Genomic DNA, 16383 nt, shown 5'->3' with positions numbered 1-16383 from the left:
TGGTCGAGTAGCGCGCAGCGCGTATCGAGACCCTGTATCGGCGCAGGATGACGGACGCGCGGCGCGCGCCCCGCCCGGGCCGACCGCGCCGTCGCGCCAGTCGTCCGCCCATCGCCGCCAGTGCCGGGGCTTGCGATCACCGCTCCACCCCGGCACACCACCGCCTCGTCCGCCGCCCGCGGTGGCGGCTCGCCCGCCGCCGCTCCCCCGCGCTGACCGCGACGACTCGCTGATCCCGCGGTCCGACGCCACCACTCGCGCCCGCCCGCAGCGCGCCCGCCGCCCAGCCCGCGCGCCGCCGCCGCCGCGCGTCGCCATCGGTGACCACTCGCCGCTGAGCGCACCCTGCACGCCGCCTGAGAGCACGTCACTGGATTGGACCTGCGAGTGCCCAGTCCGGGGGTCAAGACGCGTCGACCCGAAACGTATCTTGATGCCTGCTCCACCCGGACCGCCCGCTGGAGCAGCCCGGAGGGATCGGATCATGACGGAAGTGCGCGCGCTCGCCCGCCACCGTCACCCCACTCCGCAGACCCCGACCTCGGCAGCACCGCGCCCACTCGCCCTGACGCTGATCCTCGTCCTGCTCGCCGCCGTCCTCGTCGTCCTGCCCGCCCCGCGCGCGGAGGCCGCCACCGTCCTGCTCCAGGAGGGCTTCGGCGGCGCGAGCGTCGTCGACCCCGCCTGGCAGGCCCTCGACAGCGCCTGCATCACCCGCGCCACGACGGCGCCGCCCGCCGGCACCTCGACCCTCGGCGTCTGCGCCAACCGCACGCAGGCTCCCGCCGCCGCGACCACCCCCGGCTTCCTGCAGCTCACCGACACCCGCACCAACGCCAAAGGCGGCGCGGTCTTCAACCGCCCGATCCCCGCGACCGGCGGCCTCGACGTCCAGTTCGACCAGTACCAGTACCAGGCGGCGCTCGGCCTGCAGGGCGCCGACGGCATCGGCTTCTTCCTCACCGACGGCTCGCGCAGCCTCACCGCTGCGGGCGCTCCCGGCGGCTCGCTCGGCTACGGCCAGTCCACGACCGTCGACGGCGTGAACGGCGGCTACCTCGGCATCGGCCTCGACGTCTTCGGCAACTTCTCCAGCACCGGCGGCGGTCTCGGCGCGGGCTGCGCCACCCCGCCCACTCCTCCGGGCACGACCGCCAACCGCATCGTCGCCCGCGGACCCGGGCAGGGCAAGACCGGCTACTGCTACATCGCGGGCACCGCCCCGCCCGGAACGCTCGCCTCCCTCCGCCCGACCGTCAACCTCAGCGACACGAGCGCTCCCGGCACCGGCGCCGGACGCACCATCCGCGTCACCGTCTCGTCGGCCGCGTTCCCGGTGGTCACCGTCTACTACGGCGCCACCGCCGGCATGGCCGCCGCCTCGCTCACCCAGGCGCTGCAGTTCACGATGACCACCGCCGCCCCCTCCACTTACAAGCTCGGCTTCACCGCGTCGACCGGCGGATCGAGCGACACCCACCTGATCCGCAACGTCTCGGTCTCCTCCATCAACGACCTCGACGACATCTCGCTCGTGAAGCAGATCGACCGCACCACGACCCAGCCCGCCGCCTACAACGAGGGCTCGGTCATCCCCTACCAGTTCGTCGTCACGAACGGCTCGGTCACCGGCACGCTCAGCGGTGTCGCCGTCTCCGACCCGAAGGTGCCGACCGTCACCTGCCCGACGACCACCCTCGCCCCACTCGCGTCGGTGATCTGCACCGGCAGCCATACCGTCACCGCGGCGGAGGCGGTCGCCGGGAACCTCGTCAACACGGCGACGGCCTCGGCCACCAAGACGACTCCGGGCCAGACGACCGTCACCGTCACGAGCCGCACTGCGACCGTCACCGCCCCGATCAGCACGCCCGCCCCCGTCATCACCCTGGTCAAGTCCGGCGCCCTCACCGACACCAACGGCAATCTGCAGGCCGACGTCGGCGAGCAGATCGTCTACACCTTCCGCGCCACCAACACCGGCAACGTCACGCTGCAGAACGTCGCCGTCACCGACACGAAGGTCGCCTCGATCACCCCGGCGACCGCGACGATCGCCCCCACCGCGCAGGCCGTCTTCACCTCCGCCGCGTACACCGTGACCCAGGCCGACATCAACAGCGGCACCGCGATCCCCAACACGGCCACGGTCACCGGCCGCACCCTCGCGGCGAGCCCCACGACGGTCACGGCGAGCTCGAGCACCACCACGCCCATCCGCTACGCGCCGGCCCTGACGCTCACCAAGAACGGCGCGCTCAACGGCGCCGCCGCGGTCGGCTCGACGATCACCTACTCCTTCACCCTCGTGAACACCGGCAACGTGCCGCTGACGTCCGTCGCGATCGCCGACCCCAAGGTCACCGTGGTCTACGGAGCCTGGCCCGGCACCGCCGGCCAGCTCGGCATCGGCCAGCAGGTCACCGCGACCGCCAGCTACCCGCTGACCCAGGCCGACGTCGACGCCGGCTCGGTCGTCAACACCGCCACCGCGACGGGCACCCCGCCCACCGGCGCCGCCGTCACCAGCACCGCCACCCGGACGATCACGCTCACCCGGGCCGCCGACCTCGCCTTCACCAAGACCGCCAACCCCGCCTTCATCAGCACCGCGGGCACCGTCGTCACGTACACCTTCCGCGCCACCAACACCGGCAACACGACCCTCACCAGCGTCGGGATCACCGACCCGAAGTCCGGCCTCTCGGCGCTGACCTTCAGCTGGCCCGGCACCGCCGGCCGGCTCACGCCCGGCCAGGTCGTCAGCGCGACCGCCACCTATACGACCACCGCGGCGGACGTGACGGCCGGCACGATCTCGAACACCGCGACCGCCACCGCGACACCGCCGACCGGCTCCGCGATCACCCGCACCGCCTCCGTCACGATCTCGGTGATCCCCGACCCGCTGCCTGACGCGGCGACGGTCGTCCAGGGCGGCTCGGTCGTCGTCGACGTGCTCGCCAACGACGGCGCCGCGGCGACCGGCGCGACCTTCTCCCGGGCTCAGCTCTCGGCGACCCCCAAGGTCGTCGGAGGCGCCGCCACCCCCGCCCCCGCGACCCCGGTCTCCGGCTCGGTCAGCTGCGTCGACAGCGGCGCCACCCGCGGGCAGTGCACCTACCGCCCGATCGCCGCCTTCGTCGGCACCGACGTCTTCGACTACGCGCTCTCGGGCACCTACGGCACCTGGAACGTCCGCGTCACGATCACCGTGACCGCGCTCAACCACGCGCCGATCGCCCGCCCGGACCGCGCCGTCGCGACCGCGGGCGGCCCCGCCGTCACCGTCTCGCCGCTCGCGAACGACACCGACGAGGACGCGGGCACGACGCTGACCCTGAGCGCCGTCGGCACCGCGAGCAGCGGCACATTCTCCTGCACGGGCGCGACCTGCACGTACACGCCGGCGGCGGCCTTCACCGGCACCGTGCCGATCGCCTACACCGCGAGCGACGGCGCACTCACCGCGAGCAGCACGATCACGGTCTTCGTCGATCCGGCACCGCTGGTCCCCCGCGGCTTCACCGACACCGACACGACCAGCGGAGCGATCGGCCTCGGCGCCTGGACCCGCTCCTCCGTCGTCGCCACCCCCGTCGCGAGCTGCACCGCGAACCGCCCGAGCACGCTCGTGAGCTGGTCCGCCGCACCCGGCGCCACCGGCTGGACCCTCGAGCGCCGCCTGGCCGGAGCGACGCCCGGCGCCTGGACCGTCGTCGCGACGCCCGCGGCGAGCGCCACCTCCTTCACCGACGACCGACTCGGCGAGGGCCGCAGCTACCAGTGGCGGGTCCGACCCGACCTGCAGCGCTGGCTCGGCGTCGCGTCGGCCCCCTCGACCGCCGTCGCGCAGCCGGCCGTCACCACCGCGAGGGGCTGCTGATGCCGCGGCCGCCTCGCCCCACGAACCCTCCCACCCGTCCTGCACACGCCCGCGTGAGGGAGACCAGGCCCGCACCGGGCACCCATCTGAAAGGAACCGTCATGACCGCCACAGCCCACACCGAGAACGACTCCCGCAAGCGCGCCCCCTGGAAGAGGATCGCCCTCACCGGCGGTGTCCTCCTCGCCGCGGGCGCCCTCGCCGGCGCCGGCGCCTTCGCCGTCTTCACCGACTCCGGCACCGCGGTCGGCAACGTCGACGCCGGCCAGACCGACATCAACGTCACCGGCGGCTTCACCGTCACCGACATCGCGCCCGGCGACACGATCCAGCGCCCGCTGACCCTCGTGCTCCCGAACGCGACCAACGACGGCGACCTCGTCTCCACCGTGCGCTTCTACCAGGACGTCACCTCGGAGACCACGGGCACCGACGACCCGCTGCTCGCCGGCCCCGGCGAGTCGCTCGTCACCGGCACCGACGGCCTCGACTACCGCCTGCTGACCTGCACCGTGGCGTGGACGACCGCCGCGACCGCCCCCGCGGTGAACGGCCCGTACACCTGCGCCGGGACCACGACGACGACCGGCAGCGGCAAGCTGTCGACCATCGGCGGAGTCGCCAACGCCGCGAACTTCACGCCGGCGAACTTCGGCCTCACCCCCACGGCGACCGGCACCTTCCCGTCGGACGCCGGCGACGTCTCGCTGAACACGCTGATCGAGCTCGTGCTGCCCACCGCGGCCGACAACGACTACGAGAACGCCGCCGCGCAGATCACCTTCACCGCCGCCGCCATCCAGCGCGCCGGCATCCAGAAGTAGCCGACCGCTCCCGCCCCGGCGCCGTGCCCGCCCGCACGCGCGGCCGGGGCGGGAGCTCCCCCTCCTCTTCCTGCCCTTCTCCCCTCTCCCTCTTCTTCCCGCCTTCTTCCCCTCGGAGCCCCATGCCAGCCCTGCGCGCGATCGGCGCCGTCCTCGCGGCGGTCCTCCTCGCGCCCGCGGTGTCCGCGGCGTCGGTCGCTCCGCCCGCCGCCCTGCTCGACGTGCGCGAGCTGACGGCTCCCGCCGCCCTCACCGGCCTCGCCCCCGGCGACACCACCGAGTGGGCCGCCGAGGTCACCAACGTCGGCTCGTCGGCGCACCAGGTGTCGGTCGCCTTCGCGGTCGACGGCGGCGACGCGCTCGCCACGGACCCGCGCGCCGGGCTCCAGCTGGTCGTCGATCTCTGCCCCGCCGCCTTCACGATCGACGACGTCCTCGTCGCCGACGGCCGCTCCGTCGAGCGCTACCGCTGCCCCGAGGGCGTCGAGCCGATGGGCACCGGACCGGCCGCGTCGCTCGGCCGGCTCGACGGGTCCCGGGCGCTCGACCTCGGCGAGACCGTCGGCGTGCGGGTCCGGGTGAGCTTCCCGGCCGGCTCCGGCAACGCGCTCGAGAGCACGTCGGCCGCCCTGCGCGTGCTCGTGCGCGAGACCGGGGCGATCGACGACTCCGGCGCTCCCGGGGACGGCCCTTCCGGGAACGGCGCGGTCGGCGAGGGCGCCTCGGGGACCGGCGCCCTCGGGAACGGCGGACCGGGGAACGGCCTCGCCGTCACCGGCCGCGACGTCGGCGCCGCGCTGCTCGGCGGCCTGCTCGCCCTCGGCGCCGGACTGCTGCTCGCCGCCACCGGCCGCCGGCGGAAGGAGGCTCGATCGTGAGCAGCACGGACAGGAGCGACGCAGTCGTGAGCGGACCCGTCGCGAGCAGATCGGTCGTCACGGGCCTCCGCCGCCTCCTCGGCCTGGTCGTCGCGCTCGTCGCGATCGCCGGCGTCGCCGTCTTCGTCGCGTCCGCCCTCGGCGTCGTGCGCCTCGTGCCCGTGCTCTCGAACTCGATGGCGCCGGACATGCCCGTCGGCTCGCTCGCCGTCACCCTCCCCGTCGACCAGGCCGCGGTGCGCGCCGGCGACGTGATCGTCTTCACCGACCCCGACGTGCCCGAGCGCCGAGTGATCCACCGCGTCACGCTCGTCTACTCCGAGGCCGAGGCCGCCGAGCTGCGCGGCTGGTCGCCGGGACTCCTCGCGCTGACCACCAAGGGCGACAACAACCCGCAGGCGGACCCGTGGATCGTCACCATCGCGGATCAGCGGATCTGGCGCGAGGAGTCGGTCGTGCCGCTGCTGGGCTGGCCGAGCATCGCGCTTGCGCAGCCCCAGGCGCGCTTCGCGTTCTTCGCGATCGGCGGGGCGCTCCTCGTCGGCGCGGTGCTCGTCGTCATCTGGCGCCGGCCGGCGGAGGTGCGGTCGTGAGCGGCACGCCCGCGACCCGCGCGCACGGCCGTCGGCGCGCGGTCCCGGCCCGCCGCCGCTCCCGCGCACCGCTCGCCCTCGCCGCGGCGATCGCGCTGGTGCTCGGCGCCGGCGCCTCCGCATCCGCTCTCTTCCTCGACCGCGCGACCGCCGGCGCCCAGGTCGGCGCCGGCACCGTCGTCGCGGAGTTCGACGCCACGGGAGTCACCACCGTGCAGGTCCCCGTCACCGATCTGCTGCCCGGCGGCACGGCCCGGCGCCTCGTCGACCTCACCAACGCCGGCACCGTCTCGATGGGCGCCCTGCAGCTCGCGTCCGCCGCCACGACCGTCGGCGCGAGCGCCTCCGACGGCCTGCAGCTCGCCCTCGAGCGCTGCTCGGTGGCCTGGTCGTCCGACGCCGCCACCTGCCCCGGCACCACGACCACCGTCGCGGCCGACCGCCCCGCCACGGCCCGCATCGACCTGCCCGCCTCCCCCGCCTTCGCCATCGGAGCGACCGATCACCTCCGCCTCACCCTCCGGCTCCCGGAGTCGTCCCCGTCCGCCGCGCAGAGCACCTCCGGCACCCTGACCCTCGCCGTCCTCGGCGTCCAGGCCCCGGGCAAGCACCGCTGACGCCGCCGCCCCGGCCGGCGCCGGGTCTCCTCGGAGGAGCCGCCGCCGCCGCCCATGCTGGTCGAGTAGCCCCGACAGGGGCGTATCGAGACCCGCCCTCCCCAGCACGGCGGGCCCGGCGACCCCACTCCAGGCGTCGCCGGATCTCGATACGCCCGCTCCGCGGGCTACTCGATCAGCATGGAGGGACGCGAGCTCCGCACAACATCAGCTGAGAAGGGGTGCCCTCCGCTGACAGAGGAGGCCCACCCGTCTCAGCTGATGTTCTGCGGCACCCACCACCGCCTGCACGCCCCCTGCCGGTCGAGTAGCCCCGACAGGGGCGTATCGAGACCCACCGTGTCCCGGTAGGCAAGCCGGCAGACCCCACCTCCCGGCGTCGCCGGATCTCGATACGCCCGCTCCGCGGGCTACTCGATCAGCATGGCGGCTGCAGGGTCGCGAGCGCCTCGTCGAAGCTCTCCGCGGAGGCGAGCACGCCCTCCGGGCCGATCGCGATCCAGCGGCCGCGGTCGCGCAGCAGCAGGCCGAGCTCCTCGGACGGCCGGCGGCGGGTGCGGCGCAACTCGAGCACGAACGCGCCGGGGCCGGTCTCACGGATCTCCGGCGTCCGGCGATCGGGCAGTCTCAGCGGTACACGCTCCACTCCTTCTTCATCACGCGGGTCTCCTGGCCGTCGACCGCGACGATCCAGGCGCCGTCGGTCTTCGCCAGCACGCGGCCGCGCAGGTACTGCGGCTCCCAGCCGTCGGCACGGTGCACCCACTTCACGAAGCGGGCGAACCGGCCCGGCATCACGTCGTCTCTGGACATCTGGTCCTCCCCGTCGTCGGGGCCGCGCCCGCAGCCGTCGCGGGACGACGGCGTCTCCGGATGCGGCCGGATGACAGGACTGTAGGACGCGCTCAGCGGCCAGGAGGAGACCCTTGACGGAATCGCCGGCGTGGGCAACAGCTGTCGGGGAGCGCCCGGATCAGCGCCCGAGCAGCCCCAGGACGCGCCGCTTGAGCGGGTGCAGCCGGTACGCCGCGTACCGCACCGCCGGGTGGGCCAGCGCGCGCAGCCGCCGCGGCAGCGTGCTCCGCGCGGCCACCGCCTCCGCGTAGATCGCCCCCTGGGTGCGCGCCGCGGCCGCGAGGCTGAAGCGCTCGACGACCACCTCGCGCCCGAGCGCGCCGAGCCGCTCCCGCAGCTCCGCGTCGGCCGCGAGCGGCGCGAGGATCCCGGCGAGGCGCCCCGGCCCGTCGACGCCGTCGCCGAGCGAGTACCAGCCGCCGTCGAGGAAGAACGGCAGGGACTCCGGCGTCAGCAGTCGCCAGAACGCCTTCTCGCCCTGCACGACCAGCGGCTTCGCGAACGCCATCCCCCGCAGCGCGCTGCTGCCCATCCCGAGCACGATGTCGGCGACCGCGTAGGCGTCGCGCGGGTCGAGCATCTGCCCGGTCAGCGTCACCAGCTCGCGCGAGCGCCCCGCGTTCACCCGGTCCGCCGCAGCCTGCAGCTCGCCGCGGACCGGGCCGTCGCCGACGACGATCAGCCGCAGGCGGTGCTCGTCGCCGATCGCGCCGACCGCCTCGATCGCCGCGAGGATCCCCTCGCGCTTGAGGTCGACGACCAGCCGCGCCACCGTGACGACCGCGATCTCGCCGTCCTGCACGTCGAAGCGCGCCCGCAGCTCCGCCGTCCGCGCGGCGTCCTCGACCGGCGCGTTCAGCTCGGTGTCCACCGGCGGCTCGATCAGGTGCAGCGTCGGCCGGCGCCGCGACTCCTCCTCGAGCAGCTCGACCACGCCGACGATCATCGGGAACGCGGCCGGCACGAAGTCGGGCACCTCCGGCGAGAGCACCGTGGTCACCACGGGCACGCCGTCGATCAGGTGCGGCCCGAAGGCGGCGTCCATCGTCGGCGCCCACTCGTAGGCGTGGATCAGGTCGATCCGCCGCTCGCGGACGATCCTCCGCAGCCGCGCCATGCTCCGGAAGGACAGGCGGGGCCCCTTCTCGGGCGCCTCCTCCCAGTCCAGCCCGAGCTCGGCGACCAGCGGGCGCAGATCGCCGTCCGGCCCGTAGACCACCGCCTCGTGGCCGAGCGCGGCCATCCGCCCGGCGAGCTCGATCCCGTTGATCTGGCTGCCGCCGACCTCCATCGTGTGCAGGCAGGTGAGGATGCGCATCAGACGGCCGGAGCGGGAGACGCGGCCGGGGTGGACGGGGCCGCCTGAGCCTGCGCCTGCGCCTGCGCCTGCGCCGCGACCTGCCGCCGGGCCTCGTCGATCGTCGCCAGCACCGAGACGACCTCGTGGTGCGGGTGCACCGGCGACTCCACGAGCCCCGCGGCGACGTAGGAGGCGAACGCCGTCGCCTGGAAGGACAGCGCGCCGTAGGGCCACGGCCCCTCGTCGGTCCAGACCTCCGAGTCCTGCCCCGAGCTCATGCTGCCGAGCGTCAGCGTCACGCCGCTCGGGCCGAAGAACGGGCTGTGCACCGCGAGCCGCCCCTCCGAGCCGAGGACCATCGCCTCGACCGGCAGGGACGTCTGGAGCGAGGTCGACAGCAGCGCGCGGGCGCCGGAGCCGGTGGTCAGCAGCAGATCGGCGCTCGCGTCGACGCCCGTGCCCGGGTCGACGGTCCCGGAGGCGACGACCGAGACGGGCGCGCCGAGCACCGAGGACGCGAACGAGATCGGGTACACGCCGGCGTCCAGCAGCGCGCCGCCGCCGAGCTCCTTCGCCCAGAGCCGACCGGTCGGATCGACGGGGACGGAGAAGCCGAAGTCCGCGGTGACCAGGCGGAGCTCGCCGAGCACCCCGCTCTCGACGACCTGGCGGATGACGTCGGCCTGGGGCAGGTAGCGCGCCCACATCGCCTCCATCACCAGCAGGCCGGCGGCGCGGCCCGCGTCGGTGATCTCGCGCGCCTCGTCCGCAGACATCGCGATCGGCTTCTCGATCAGCACGTGCTTGCCGGCCGCGAGCGCGGCGAGCGCCTGCGCGCGGTGCAGCGGGTGCGGGGTCGCGATGTAGACGGCGTCGATCCCGGAGTCGGCGACCAGCTCCTCGACCGTCGCGTGCACCGTCGCGATGCCGTGCTTGTCCGCGAAGGCCCGGGTCTTCTCGGCGTCCCGCGCGGTGACGGCGACGGCGCGCTGCACCGAGCGGGAGTGGATCGCCGCGACGAAGGCGTCGGCGATGCCCGTGCCGATCACTCCCCAGCGCAGGGCGGGGACGGAGGCGGGGTCGATCGTTCGCGGAGCGGGGAGGGTGACGGGCACCGCTGAATCCTACGGGCGCGGCCCCGCGGGATCGAGGGACGGGGAGGCCCCCGAGGGCTCCGGCCACGGGATCCGCTCGAAGACCGCCCTCAGCTTCGCTCCGCGGCCAGGATGCACCGCGCTCACCCAGGCGATCCGGCCGAGGAGGTGCGCCCGGAGGTCGGGCACCCCCGCCCGGTTCTGCCCGCCCGGCCCGTGCACGGCGCAGTTGTGCAGGATCGCGTGCAGCCGGTCGACGTCGGCCCGCCGGACGGCCGGGTGCGCGTTGACCACGATCCCGGTCACGCTCTGCCGCGTCGAGGCGGGCCGCAGCCGCGTCTTCCGCGGGTTCACGGCGTAGCCCGCGTCCTCCACGATCCGCGCGGCCCCGCGGGCGAAGGCCTCCGCCCGCCGGGCGAAGCGCGCGTCGCCGCTGAACGCGAGGTCGTCGGCGTAGCGGGTGTAGCGGGCGCCGGCCGCCTCGGCGTAGCCGGTCAGCCGGGCGTCGAGGCGGCGCAGCGCCAGGTTCGCCAGCGCGGGCGAGGTCGGCGCGCCCTGCGGCAGGTGCGCGAGGGCGAGGGAGCGGCGCAGCGCGGCCCGCTCCTCCGGCTCGCCGCCGGCGGGCATCCGGTGGATCGCGGCGACCGGCACCGCGTGGGTGCACAGCCCGGTCAGCGCGAAGGCGACCGCCTCCGGAAGCCCCTCGCCGCGCAGCAGCCGGAAGACCCGCGCCGCGGTGACCTGCGCGAAGAAGCGCTGCAGATCGAGGGTGACCAGCATCGCCGAGCCTGCGTGCACGGCCGCCCCGGTGATCGCGCTGCGGCCCGGGACGAAGCCGTGCGCGGCCGGATGCACGGGAGCCAGTCCGACGATCTCGTCGAGGACGCTCCGCTGCACCGCCCGCAGCCGCGTGCGCGGCACCTCGAGCAGCCGCGGTGCGCGGCCCGGCCGCGAGCGCCAGACGTGGTCGTAGTTCTGGAGAGCGCCGGGGTGCGGAGCACCGTGCGGCGTCCGGCGGTTCCACTGCCCGAGATCGGCGAACCCGTCCAGCTGCGCCGCCGCGAGCCCGAGCAGCCGCGCGAGGTCGTCCCGGCCGTCGATCGCGGGCACCGGCGAGGAGGAGGGCACGGCCTGAGCGGGAACCGGCGCGAGGTGCGCGACCACCGGCTGCGCGCGCTCCGGGAGCAGCCCCGCGACCACCTGCGCGAGCTCGCGCGGCGCGTCGAGCGGCGGATGCGGGAAGGCGACGAGCACGGCGGTGACCAGCGGGCCGATCCAGCGGCGGCGGGCGCCGAGGGAGTCGGCGGCCGCGGCGCGCAGCCCGGCGGGGGTCCACTCCGCGCCGAGGAACGCGTGCGCGAGCGCCTCGACCACCGCGTCCCGTCCGTGCACGACGACCCCCCCCGCCTCGTGCGCTCCAGCCTAGGCTGGGCGGCACCGCCCCTCCGGGCGAGGCGGACGGGGCACGCGCTGCTCCGTCCTCTCCGGGGTCACCCCGGGGCACGTGGATCGACCAGGCATCACGCCGCAGGCACCCACCCGCGCTCCGCGCGGCACAGCGCCCGCACAGCTCGACAGGTCGCCCGGAGGGACGGCCTCGCCGCCCCCGACCGGAGTGGTCCCGAAAACGCACTCCCTCGATCCGGGGGTCGACGCGCGCGGGGGCCCGCTCTAGCCTTCAGGCACGTGCACGTCGTGACGACGCCGTGAACGATCACGGAAGGAGCCCGGATGGACACCTGGAGGCACCGTCTCCCGATCGAGGACTGGACCCCGCTGTTCTCCGGCCCCGTCGACTCCGTGCCCGCCGAGGCGCTCGACGCCGCGGCGCGGATCCTCCGCCTCCTCCCCGACATCGAGCGGCTCACCATCGGCACCCCCGACGGCCCGATCATCGCCGAGCGCGGCTCGTCGGCCTCGGCCTGGCAGGCGGCCGACCGGGTCGCGATGGCCCTGCTCGCCTCCTCCCCCGCGGTGACGGGCATCACCGCCTCCGCGTTCGACGCCCGCGACGGCGTCCGGCACGCCACCCCCGCCGACCCGTTCCTCACCCGCGAGGGCGGCCGGGCCGCGGCCCTGCGCGCCTCGATCGACCTCGGCGAGATCTCCGCCGAGGAGGCGGAGCGCCGGCACGCCGAGCTCCTCGCCGGCGAGGACGCCGACGACCCGCTCGAGGCCCTCTGGGACGCGGACGCCGCCTCGCGCCCCTGACGCGCACCGGCGGGGCCGGTCGCCCCGCCGCTCAGGACACCCCGCCGCTCGGGACCCCCGGCGGTCGAGCCGGTCCAGCCGCGCGTTGTACGCCGCGAGCTCGGCCTCGCCGTCCCGGTCGGCCCGGCGGTCGTAGCGCTTGGCCGTCCGCTCCTCCGAGCGCACCCACTGCGCGACGACGACCAGCGCGATCAGCACCATCGGGATCTCGCCCGCCGACCAGGCGATCCCGCCGCCGACACCCTGATCGGCGAGCAGCGCGTCCGTGTCGGTGTACCCGAGCGCCGTCCACCAGGGCGCGGCGAGGACGGTGGTCTGCGACATGATCGCCAGGCCGAAGAAGGCGTGGAAGGCCAGCGTCGCGAGCATCACCAGCAGCCGCAGCACGTGCCCCGGGCGATCCGGCCCCGGGTCGACGCCGATCAGGACCCAGAAGAAGAGGTAGCCGGTCGCGAGGAAGTGCAGGGTCATCAGCACGTGGCCCTGGTGGCTGAACATCGCCCACTCGAACCAGCCGGTGTAGTAGAACGCCACCAGGCTCCCCGCGAAGAGCACCGCGGCGACCGGCGCCTGCGACAGCACGGCGAGGTAGCGCGAGTGCACGACCGCGAGGATCCACTCGCGCAGCCCCCGACCGCCGTCGCGGCGCACCGGCAGCACCCGCAGCGCGAGCAGCACCGGCCCGCCGAGCACCAGCAGCGGCGGCACGACCATCATCAGCAGCATGTGCTGGATCATGTGCGTGCTGAAGTGCACCTGCCCGTACACGCCCGGCCCGCCGCTGGTCGTGTAGGCGAGGGCGGCGCAGCCGGCCACCCAGGCGAGCGTGCGGCCGAGCGGCCAGGCGTCGCCGCGACGCCGGAGCTTCAGCACCGCGTGCACGTAGAGGGCGGCGCCGACGACGGCGATCCCGAGCCAGACGGCGTCGAGGTGCCACTGGTCGAGCATCCGCTCCGGCGTCACCTCGGGCGGGTAGCGGAAGCCGAGCAGGCTGCGCCGCGCGTCGCCGCTCACCGGGTCCTGCGAGACCGGCGGCGCGCTGTTCGAGAGCGCCACCGAGACGCCGATGGTCAGCGCCATCACCAGCACCTCGCCGACGGCGACCGCGACGAACGCACGGCGGTCGGCCGGGTCCGCGCGCAGCCGCGGGATCAGCCTCAGCCGGTGCCAGGCCCCCGCGCCGCCGAGCGCGAGCAGCGCGACGGCCTTCACGATCAGCAGCTGCCCGTAGGGCGTGCCGAGGTCCTCGAGCCCCTCGATCCGGAGCGACGCGTTGACCAGCCCGGAGAAGGCGACCGCTCCGAACGCCCAGCCGGCCAGCACCGAGTAGCGCGCGACGACGGTGCCGATCTCGCCGCCGACGGTCCGCCGCAGCAGGATCACCGCGGCGAGCCCGCCCGCCCAGGCCGTCACTCCGATCAGGTGCACCGCGAGGCTGTTCACCGCGTTCGCGTGCTCGTCCGCGCCGGCCGCGTGCCCGGAGAGCGAGAGCGGCAGGAGCGCCAGCACCGCGATCGCGGTCGCCGCCGCCACCCAGCCCAGCCGCCGCGAGAAGAGGGTGAGCAGCAGCACCGCCGTCGCGCACGCGGTCGAGGCGACGAGCGTCTGCCCCAGCTCGAGCTGCGTGGCGTAGAAGACCAGCTGGGTCCGGAAGCCCGGCGCGTCCAGCGGCTGCCCGATCGCGTTCGCCGCCGTGAAGACGAGCACGGCGAGCGCCGACGCCACCCAGACGGCCGCCGACCAGGTCGCCCAGCGCAGCGCCCGGTTCTGCGAGTACGAGACGATCCCGGGCGCGATCCGCTGCCCGGGCAGGAGGAAGGTCGCGGCCGCGAGCAGGCCGATCGTCAGCGACGCGGCGGTGTCGTGCACGACCCGCGCGATCGGCAGGCCACGGGTGACCAGCTCGCCGGGGTCGATCAGGCGCGTCTCGGTCGAGAACGCGCCGGTCCAGGTGAGCCCGGCGAGCGCGACCGCGACCGCCGCGGGGACGGCGAGCAGCAGGGTCGCCTCCGCCGCGCGGAGCGGAGCGGCGGCCGGCCGCCCGGGTGGGAGGAGGTCGTCGTCGGGGCCTTGACCGCCGGGGCCGCCGGGACCGTGGTCGTCGTGGCCGAGGGGTGTGGAGGACGGTGCGTGCGCCACAGCAGTGGCTCCCTTCGCGCGGCCGGTCCGGAGGGACGGGGCATCGCGCACAGACCCCGCCCGCGGGCAGGGGTCGATGAGGACGCGCAGCGCGCGTCGAGGATCAGGAGGCGGGGGCGGCGGGCGGCCCGCGGCGGGGCACGGCGTCGGCGAGCACGTCCGCCACGACCGGGAGGATCGCGCGCGGCGCGGACGACCAGCGGCGCCCGGTCGCCGCCGCGAGGACGGGGACGGCCGGCACCCGCACGAGTCGCGCCGCCGCGTGGACCGTCGTCGCGGCGACCGCGATCAGCAGCGCCTCGCCCCGGTGCAGGACCGCGATCGTGACGACCGCCGCGAGCAGGTGCGCGATCCCCATCGAGGAGTCGTGCCCGCCCGCGTGGGCCGTCGCGGCGCTGACGTCGATCGGGCCGCCGTGGGCGTGCGCCGCACCGGCCGGCCCGGCCGCGGCGCCGATCTCGAAGAGCGCGTGGAAGAGCAGCTGGCTCACTCCGACCGAGGCGGCCAGGCGCGCGAGCGAGAGCCCGCGGCCGGCGAGTGCGACGCAGACCGGCACCGAGAGCACGAGCGGCACCGCGAGTCCGAGCAGGCCCGGCACCTCGCCGCCGCCCGCGACGTGCAAGAACAGGGCCGTGAGGGTCGCCACCGTCGCCGCCACGACACCGCGGAGGGTGCGGAGCGAGCGGGAGGACGACACCTCTCCAGTGCCGCAGGCGGATCGGCGCGGGCACCCTTCGCATCCGAGCCGATATGTGCAAGAGTGTGCATACGACAATACGTCCGCGGTCGTCGCGGCGAGTGGGGCACAGGGAGTCGCATGGGACACGACCACGGGCACGCCGGCTCCGCCGCCGCCCGCCACCGGCGCCCCCTCGTCATCGCCTTCGTGCTCACCGCCGCCTTCGCGGTCGTCGAGTTCGTCGTCGGCCTCACCACCGGCTCGCTCGCGCTGATCTCCGACGCCGCGCACATGGGCACCGACGTGATCGCGCTCGGGATGTCGATCGCCGCGATCTCGCTCGCCGCCCGCCCCGCCGCGAAGGCGCGCACCTACGGCTCCTACCGGCTCGAGGTGCTCGCCGCACTCGCCAACGGCGTGCTGCTCTTCGGCGTCGCCGGCTTCGTGATCGTGGAGGCGGTCCGCCGCTTCGCCGAGCCGCCCGCGGTGCCCGGCGCGCCGCTCCTGATCACCGCGATCATCGGCCTGGCGGTCAACCTGGTCAGCCTGCGCCTGCTCTCGGCCGGCGCGAAGGAGAGCATCACCCTGCGCGGGGCCTCGCTCGAGGTGCTCGGCGACGCCCTCGGCTCGATCGGCGTGATCCTCGCCGCGATCGTGCTGCTGACCACCGGCTGGGCCTGGGCCGACCCGATCGTCGGCGTGCTGATCGGCCTGCTGATCCTGCCGCGCACCTGGTCGCTGACCCGCCAGGCCCTCGGGATCCTGATGGAGTCGGCGCCCGCGCACGTCGACCTCGCCGCGGTCGAGCGCGACGTCCGCGCGGTCCCCGGCGTGCTCGCGCTGCACGATCTGCACGTGTGGACCATCACCTCCGGCATGGAGAGCGCCACCGGCCACATCGTCGTCGCCCCCGACGCCGACTACCGCGAGGCCCTCGCCGGAGTGCTCGCCGTCCTGCGCGAGGGCCACGGCATCGACCACGCCACCATCCAGTGCGAGCCCGAGGCGTTCCCGGAGCGCCCGCACGCGATCTGAGCGCCGCCCCGCCGCTACTCCTCCCCACTCCTCCGCAAGAGTTGTCGTACTCGACGCCCCACTACGACAACTTCTGCGCAGGGCCGCGACGGAAGCGGGCACGCCTCCGCGAAAGTTGTCGTACTCGGCGCTTCAGCACGACAACTTCTGCGGAGTCGCGAGCACGCCCGTCGCCCTTCCGCCTGTTGACGTCAACATGTACAGTCGGAGGCCACGGGTGTGTTCACGTGAACAGCTCCCCTTTCAGAGTTGAAAGAGAGACGCATCGATGT

13 protein-coding genes are annotated in these 16383 nt (G+C 75.0%); 6 read left to right on the top strand and 7 right to left on the bottom strand.

The features are described 5' to 3' along the window. Positions 1-484 precede the first annotated feature (484 nt). From EDF45_RS00845 to EDF45_RS21885, 5 genes are all read left to right on the top strand, one after another. Positions 485-3886, top strand: a complete 3402-nt coding sequence (locus tag EDF45_RS00845) for an Ig-like domain-containing protein (protein WP_123734606.1) — start codon at positions 485-487, stop codon at positions 3884-3886. Positions 3887-3987: 101 nt separating this feature from the next. Beyond that, positions 3988-4710, top strand: a complete 723-nt coding sequence (locus EDF45_RS00840) for a TasA family protein (RefSeq protein ID WP_123734605.1) — start codon at positions 3988-3990, stop codon at positions 4708-4710. Between the two features lie 122 nt (positions 4711-4832). Continuing rightward, the gene (locus EDF45_RS00835) at positions 4833-5588 is read left to right on the top strand and encodes a sortase (protein WP_123734604.1); all 756 of its coding nucleotides are present in this window, start codon (positions 4833-4835) and stop codon (positions 5586-5588) included. Then, complete coding sequence (locus EDF45_RS00830; RefSeq protein ID WP_185020054.1) at positions 5585-6181, top strand: signal peptidase I; 597 nt, start codon at positions 5585-5587, stop codon at positions 6179-6181. Before EDF45_RS00835 ends, EDF45_RS00830 begins: the two co-directional genes overlap by 4 nt. Continuing rightward, on the top strand, positions 6178-6798 hold the full coding sequence (locus tag EDF45_RS21885) for a peptidase (RefSeq protein ID WP_123734603.1): 621 nt from the start codon (positions 6178-6180) through the stop codon (positions 6796-6798). The genes EDF45_RS00830 and EDF45_RS21885 overlap by 4 nt, the downstream gene beginning before the upstream one ends. Before the next feature lie 418 nt (positions 6799-7216). Here EDF45_RS21885 and EDF45_RS00820 read toward each other — a convergent pair whose 3' ends face one another. The 7 genes from EDF45_RS00820 to EDF45_RS00790 form a co-directional block, all read right to left on the bottom strand. Then, the gene (locus EDF45_RS00820) at positions 7217-7444 is read right to left on the bottom strand and encodes a hypothetical protein (RefSeq protein ID WP_123444448.1); all 228 of its coding nucleotides are present in this window, start codon (positions 7442-7444) and stop codon (positions 7217-7219) included. Then, the gene (locus EDF45_RS00815) at positions 7426-7611 is read right to left on the bottom strand and encodes a hypothetical protein (protein WP_123734602.1); all 186 of its coding nucleotides are present in this window, start codon (positions 7609-7611) and stop codon (positions 7426-7428) included. Before EDF45_RS00815 ends, EDF45_RS00820 begins: the two co-directional genes overlap by 19 nt. Positions 7612-7771: 160 nt before the next feature. Next, the gene (locus EDF45_RS00810) at positions 7772-8971 is read right to left on the bottom strand and encodes a glycosyltransferase family 4 protein (RefSeq protein WP_123734601.1); all 1200 of its coding nucleotides are present in this window, start codon (positions 8969-8971) and stop codon (positions 7772-7774) included. Further along, the gene (locus tag EDF45_RS00805) at positions 8971-10068 is read right to left on the bottom strand and encodes a Gfo/Idh/MocA family protein (RefSeq protein ID WP_123734600.1); all 1098 of its coding nucleotides are present in this window, start codon (positions 10066-10068) and stop codon (positions 8971-8973) included. Before EDF45_RS00805 ends, EDF45_RS00810 begins: the two co-directional genes overlap by 1 nt. Positions 10069-10077: 9 nt before the next feature. After that, a complete protein-coding gene (locus EDF45_RS00800) occupies positions 10078-11439 on the bottom strand; it encodes a reverse transcriptase family protein (RefSeq protein WP_123734599.1) in 1362 nt (453 codons plus the stop codon). A 279-nt stretch (positions 11440-11718) separates the two neighbouring features. Then, the gene (locus EDF45_RS00795; RefSeq protein WP_221181066.1) at positions 11719-14397 is read right to left on the bottom strand and encodes a cytochrome c oxidase assembly protein; all 2679 of its coding nucleotides are present in this window, start codon (positions 14395-14397) and stop codon (positions 11719-11721) included. A 103-nt stretch (positions 14398-14500) separates the two neighbouring features. Beyond that, positions 14501-15094 carry a hypothetical protein gene (locus tag EDF45_RS00790; RefSeq protein WP_123734598.1) on the bottom strand — a complete coding sequence of 198 codons (594 nt, stop codon included), beginning with the start codon at positions 15092-15094 and terminating at the stop codon, positions 14501-14503. A gap of 120 nt (positions 15095-15214) precedes the next feature. Here EDF45_RS00790 and EDF45_RS00785 point away from each other — a divergent pair, with 120 nt between their 5' ends. Further along, the gene (locus tag EDF45_RS00785) at positions 15215-16111 is read left to right on the top strand and encodes a cation diffusion facilitator family transporter (protein WP_123734597.1); all 897 of its coding nucleotides are present in this window, start codon (positions 15215-15217) and stop codon (positions 16109-16111) included. Positions 16112-16383 lie beyond the last annotated feature (272 nt).

This window comes from Rathayibacter sp. PhB186 (assembly GCF_003751825.1).
GTDB classification, from domain to species: domain Bacteria; phylum Actinomycetota; class Actinomycetes; order Actinomycetales; family Microbacteriaceae; genus Rathayibacter; species Rathayibacter festucae.
This window is presented reverse-complemented; position numbering and strand designations above follow the sequence as displayed.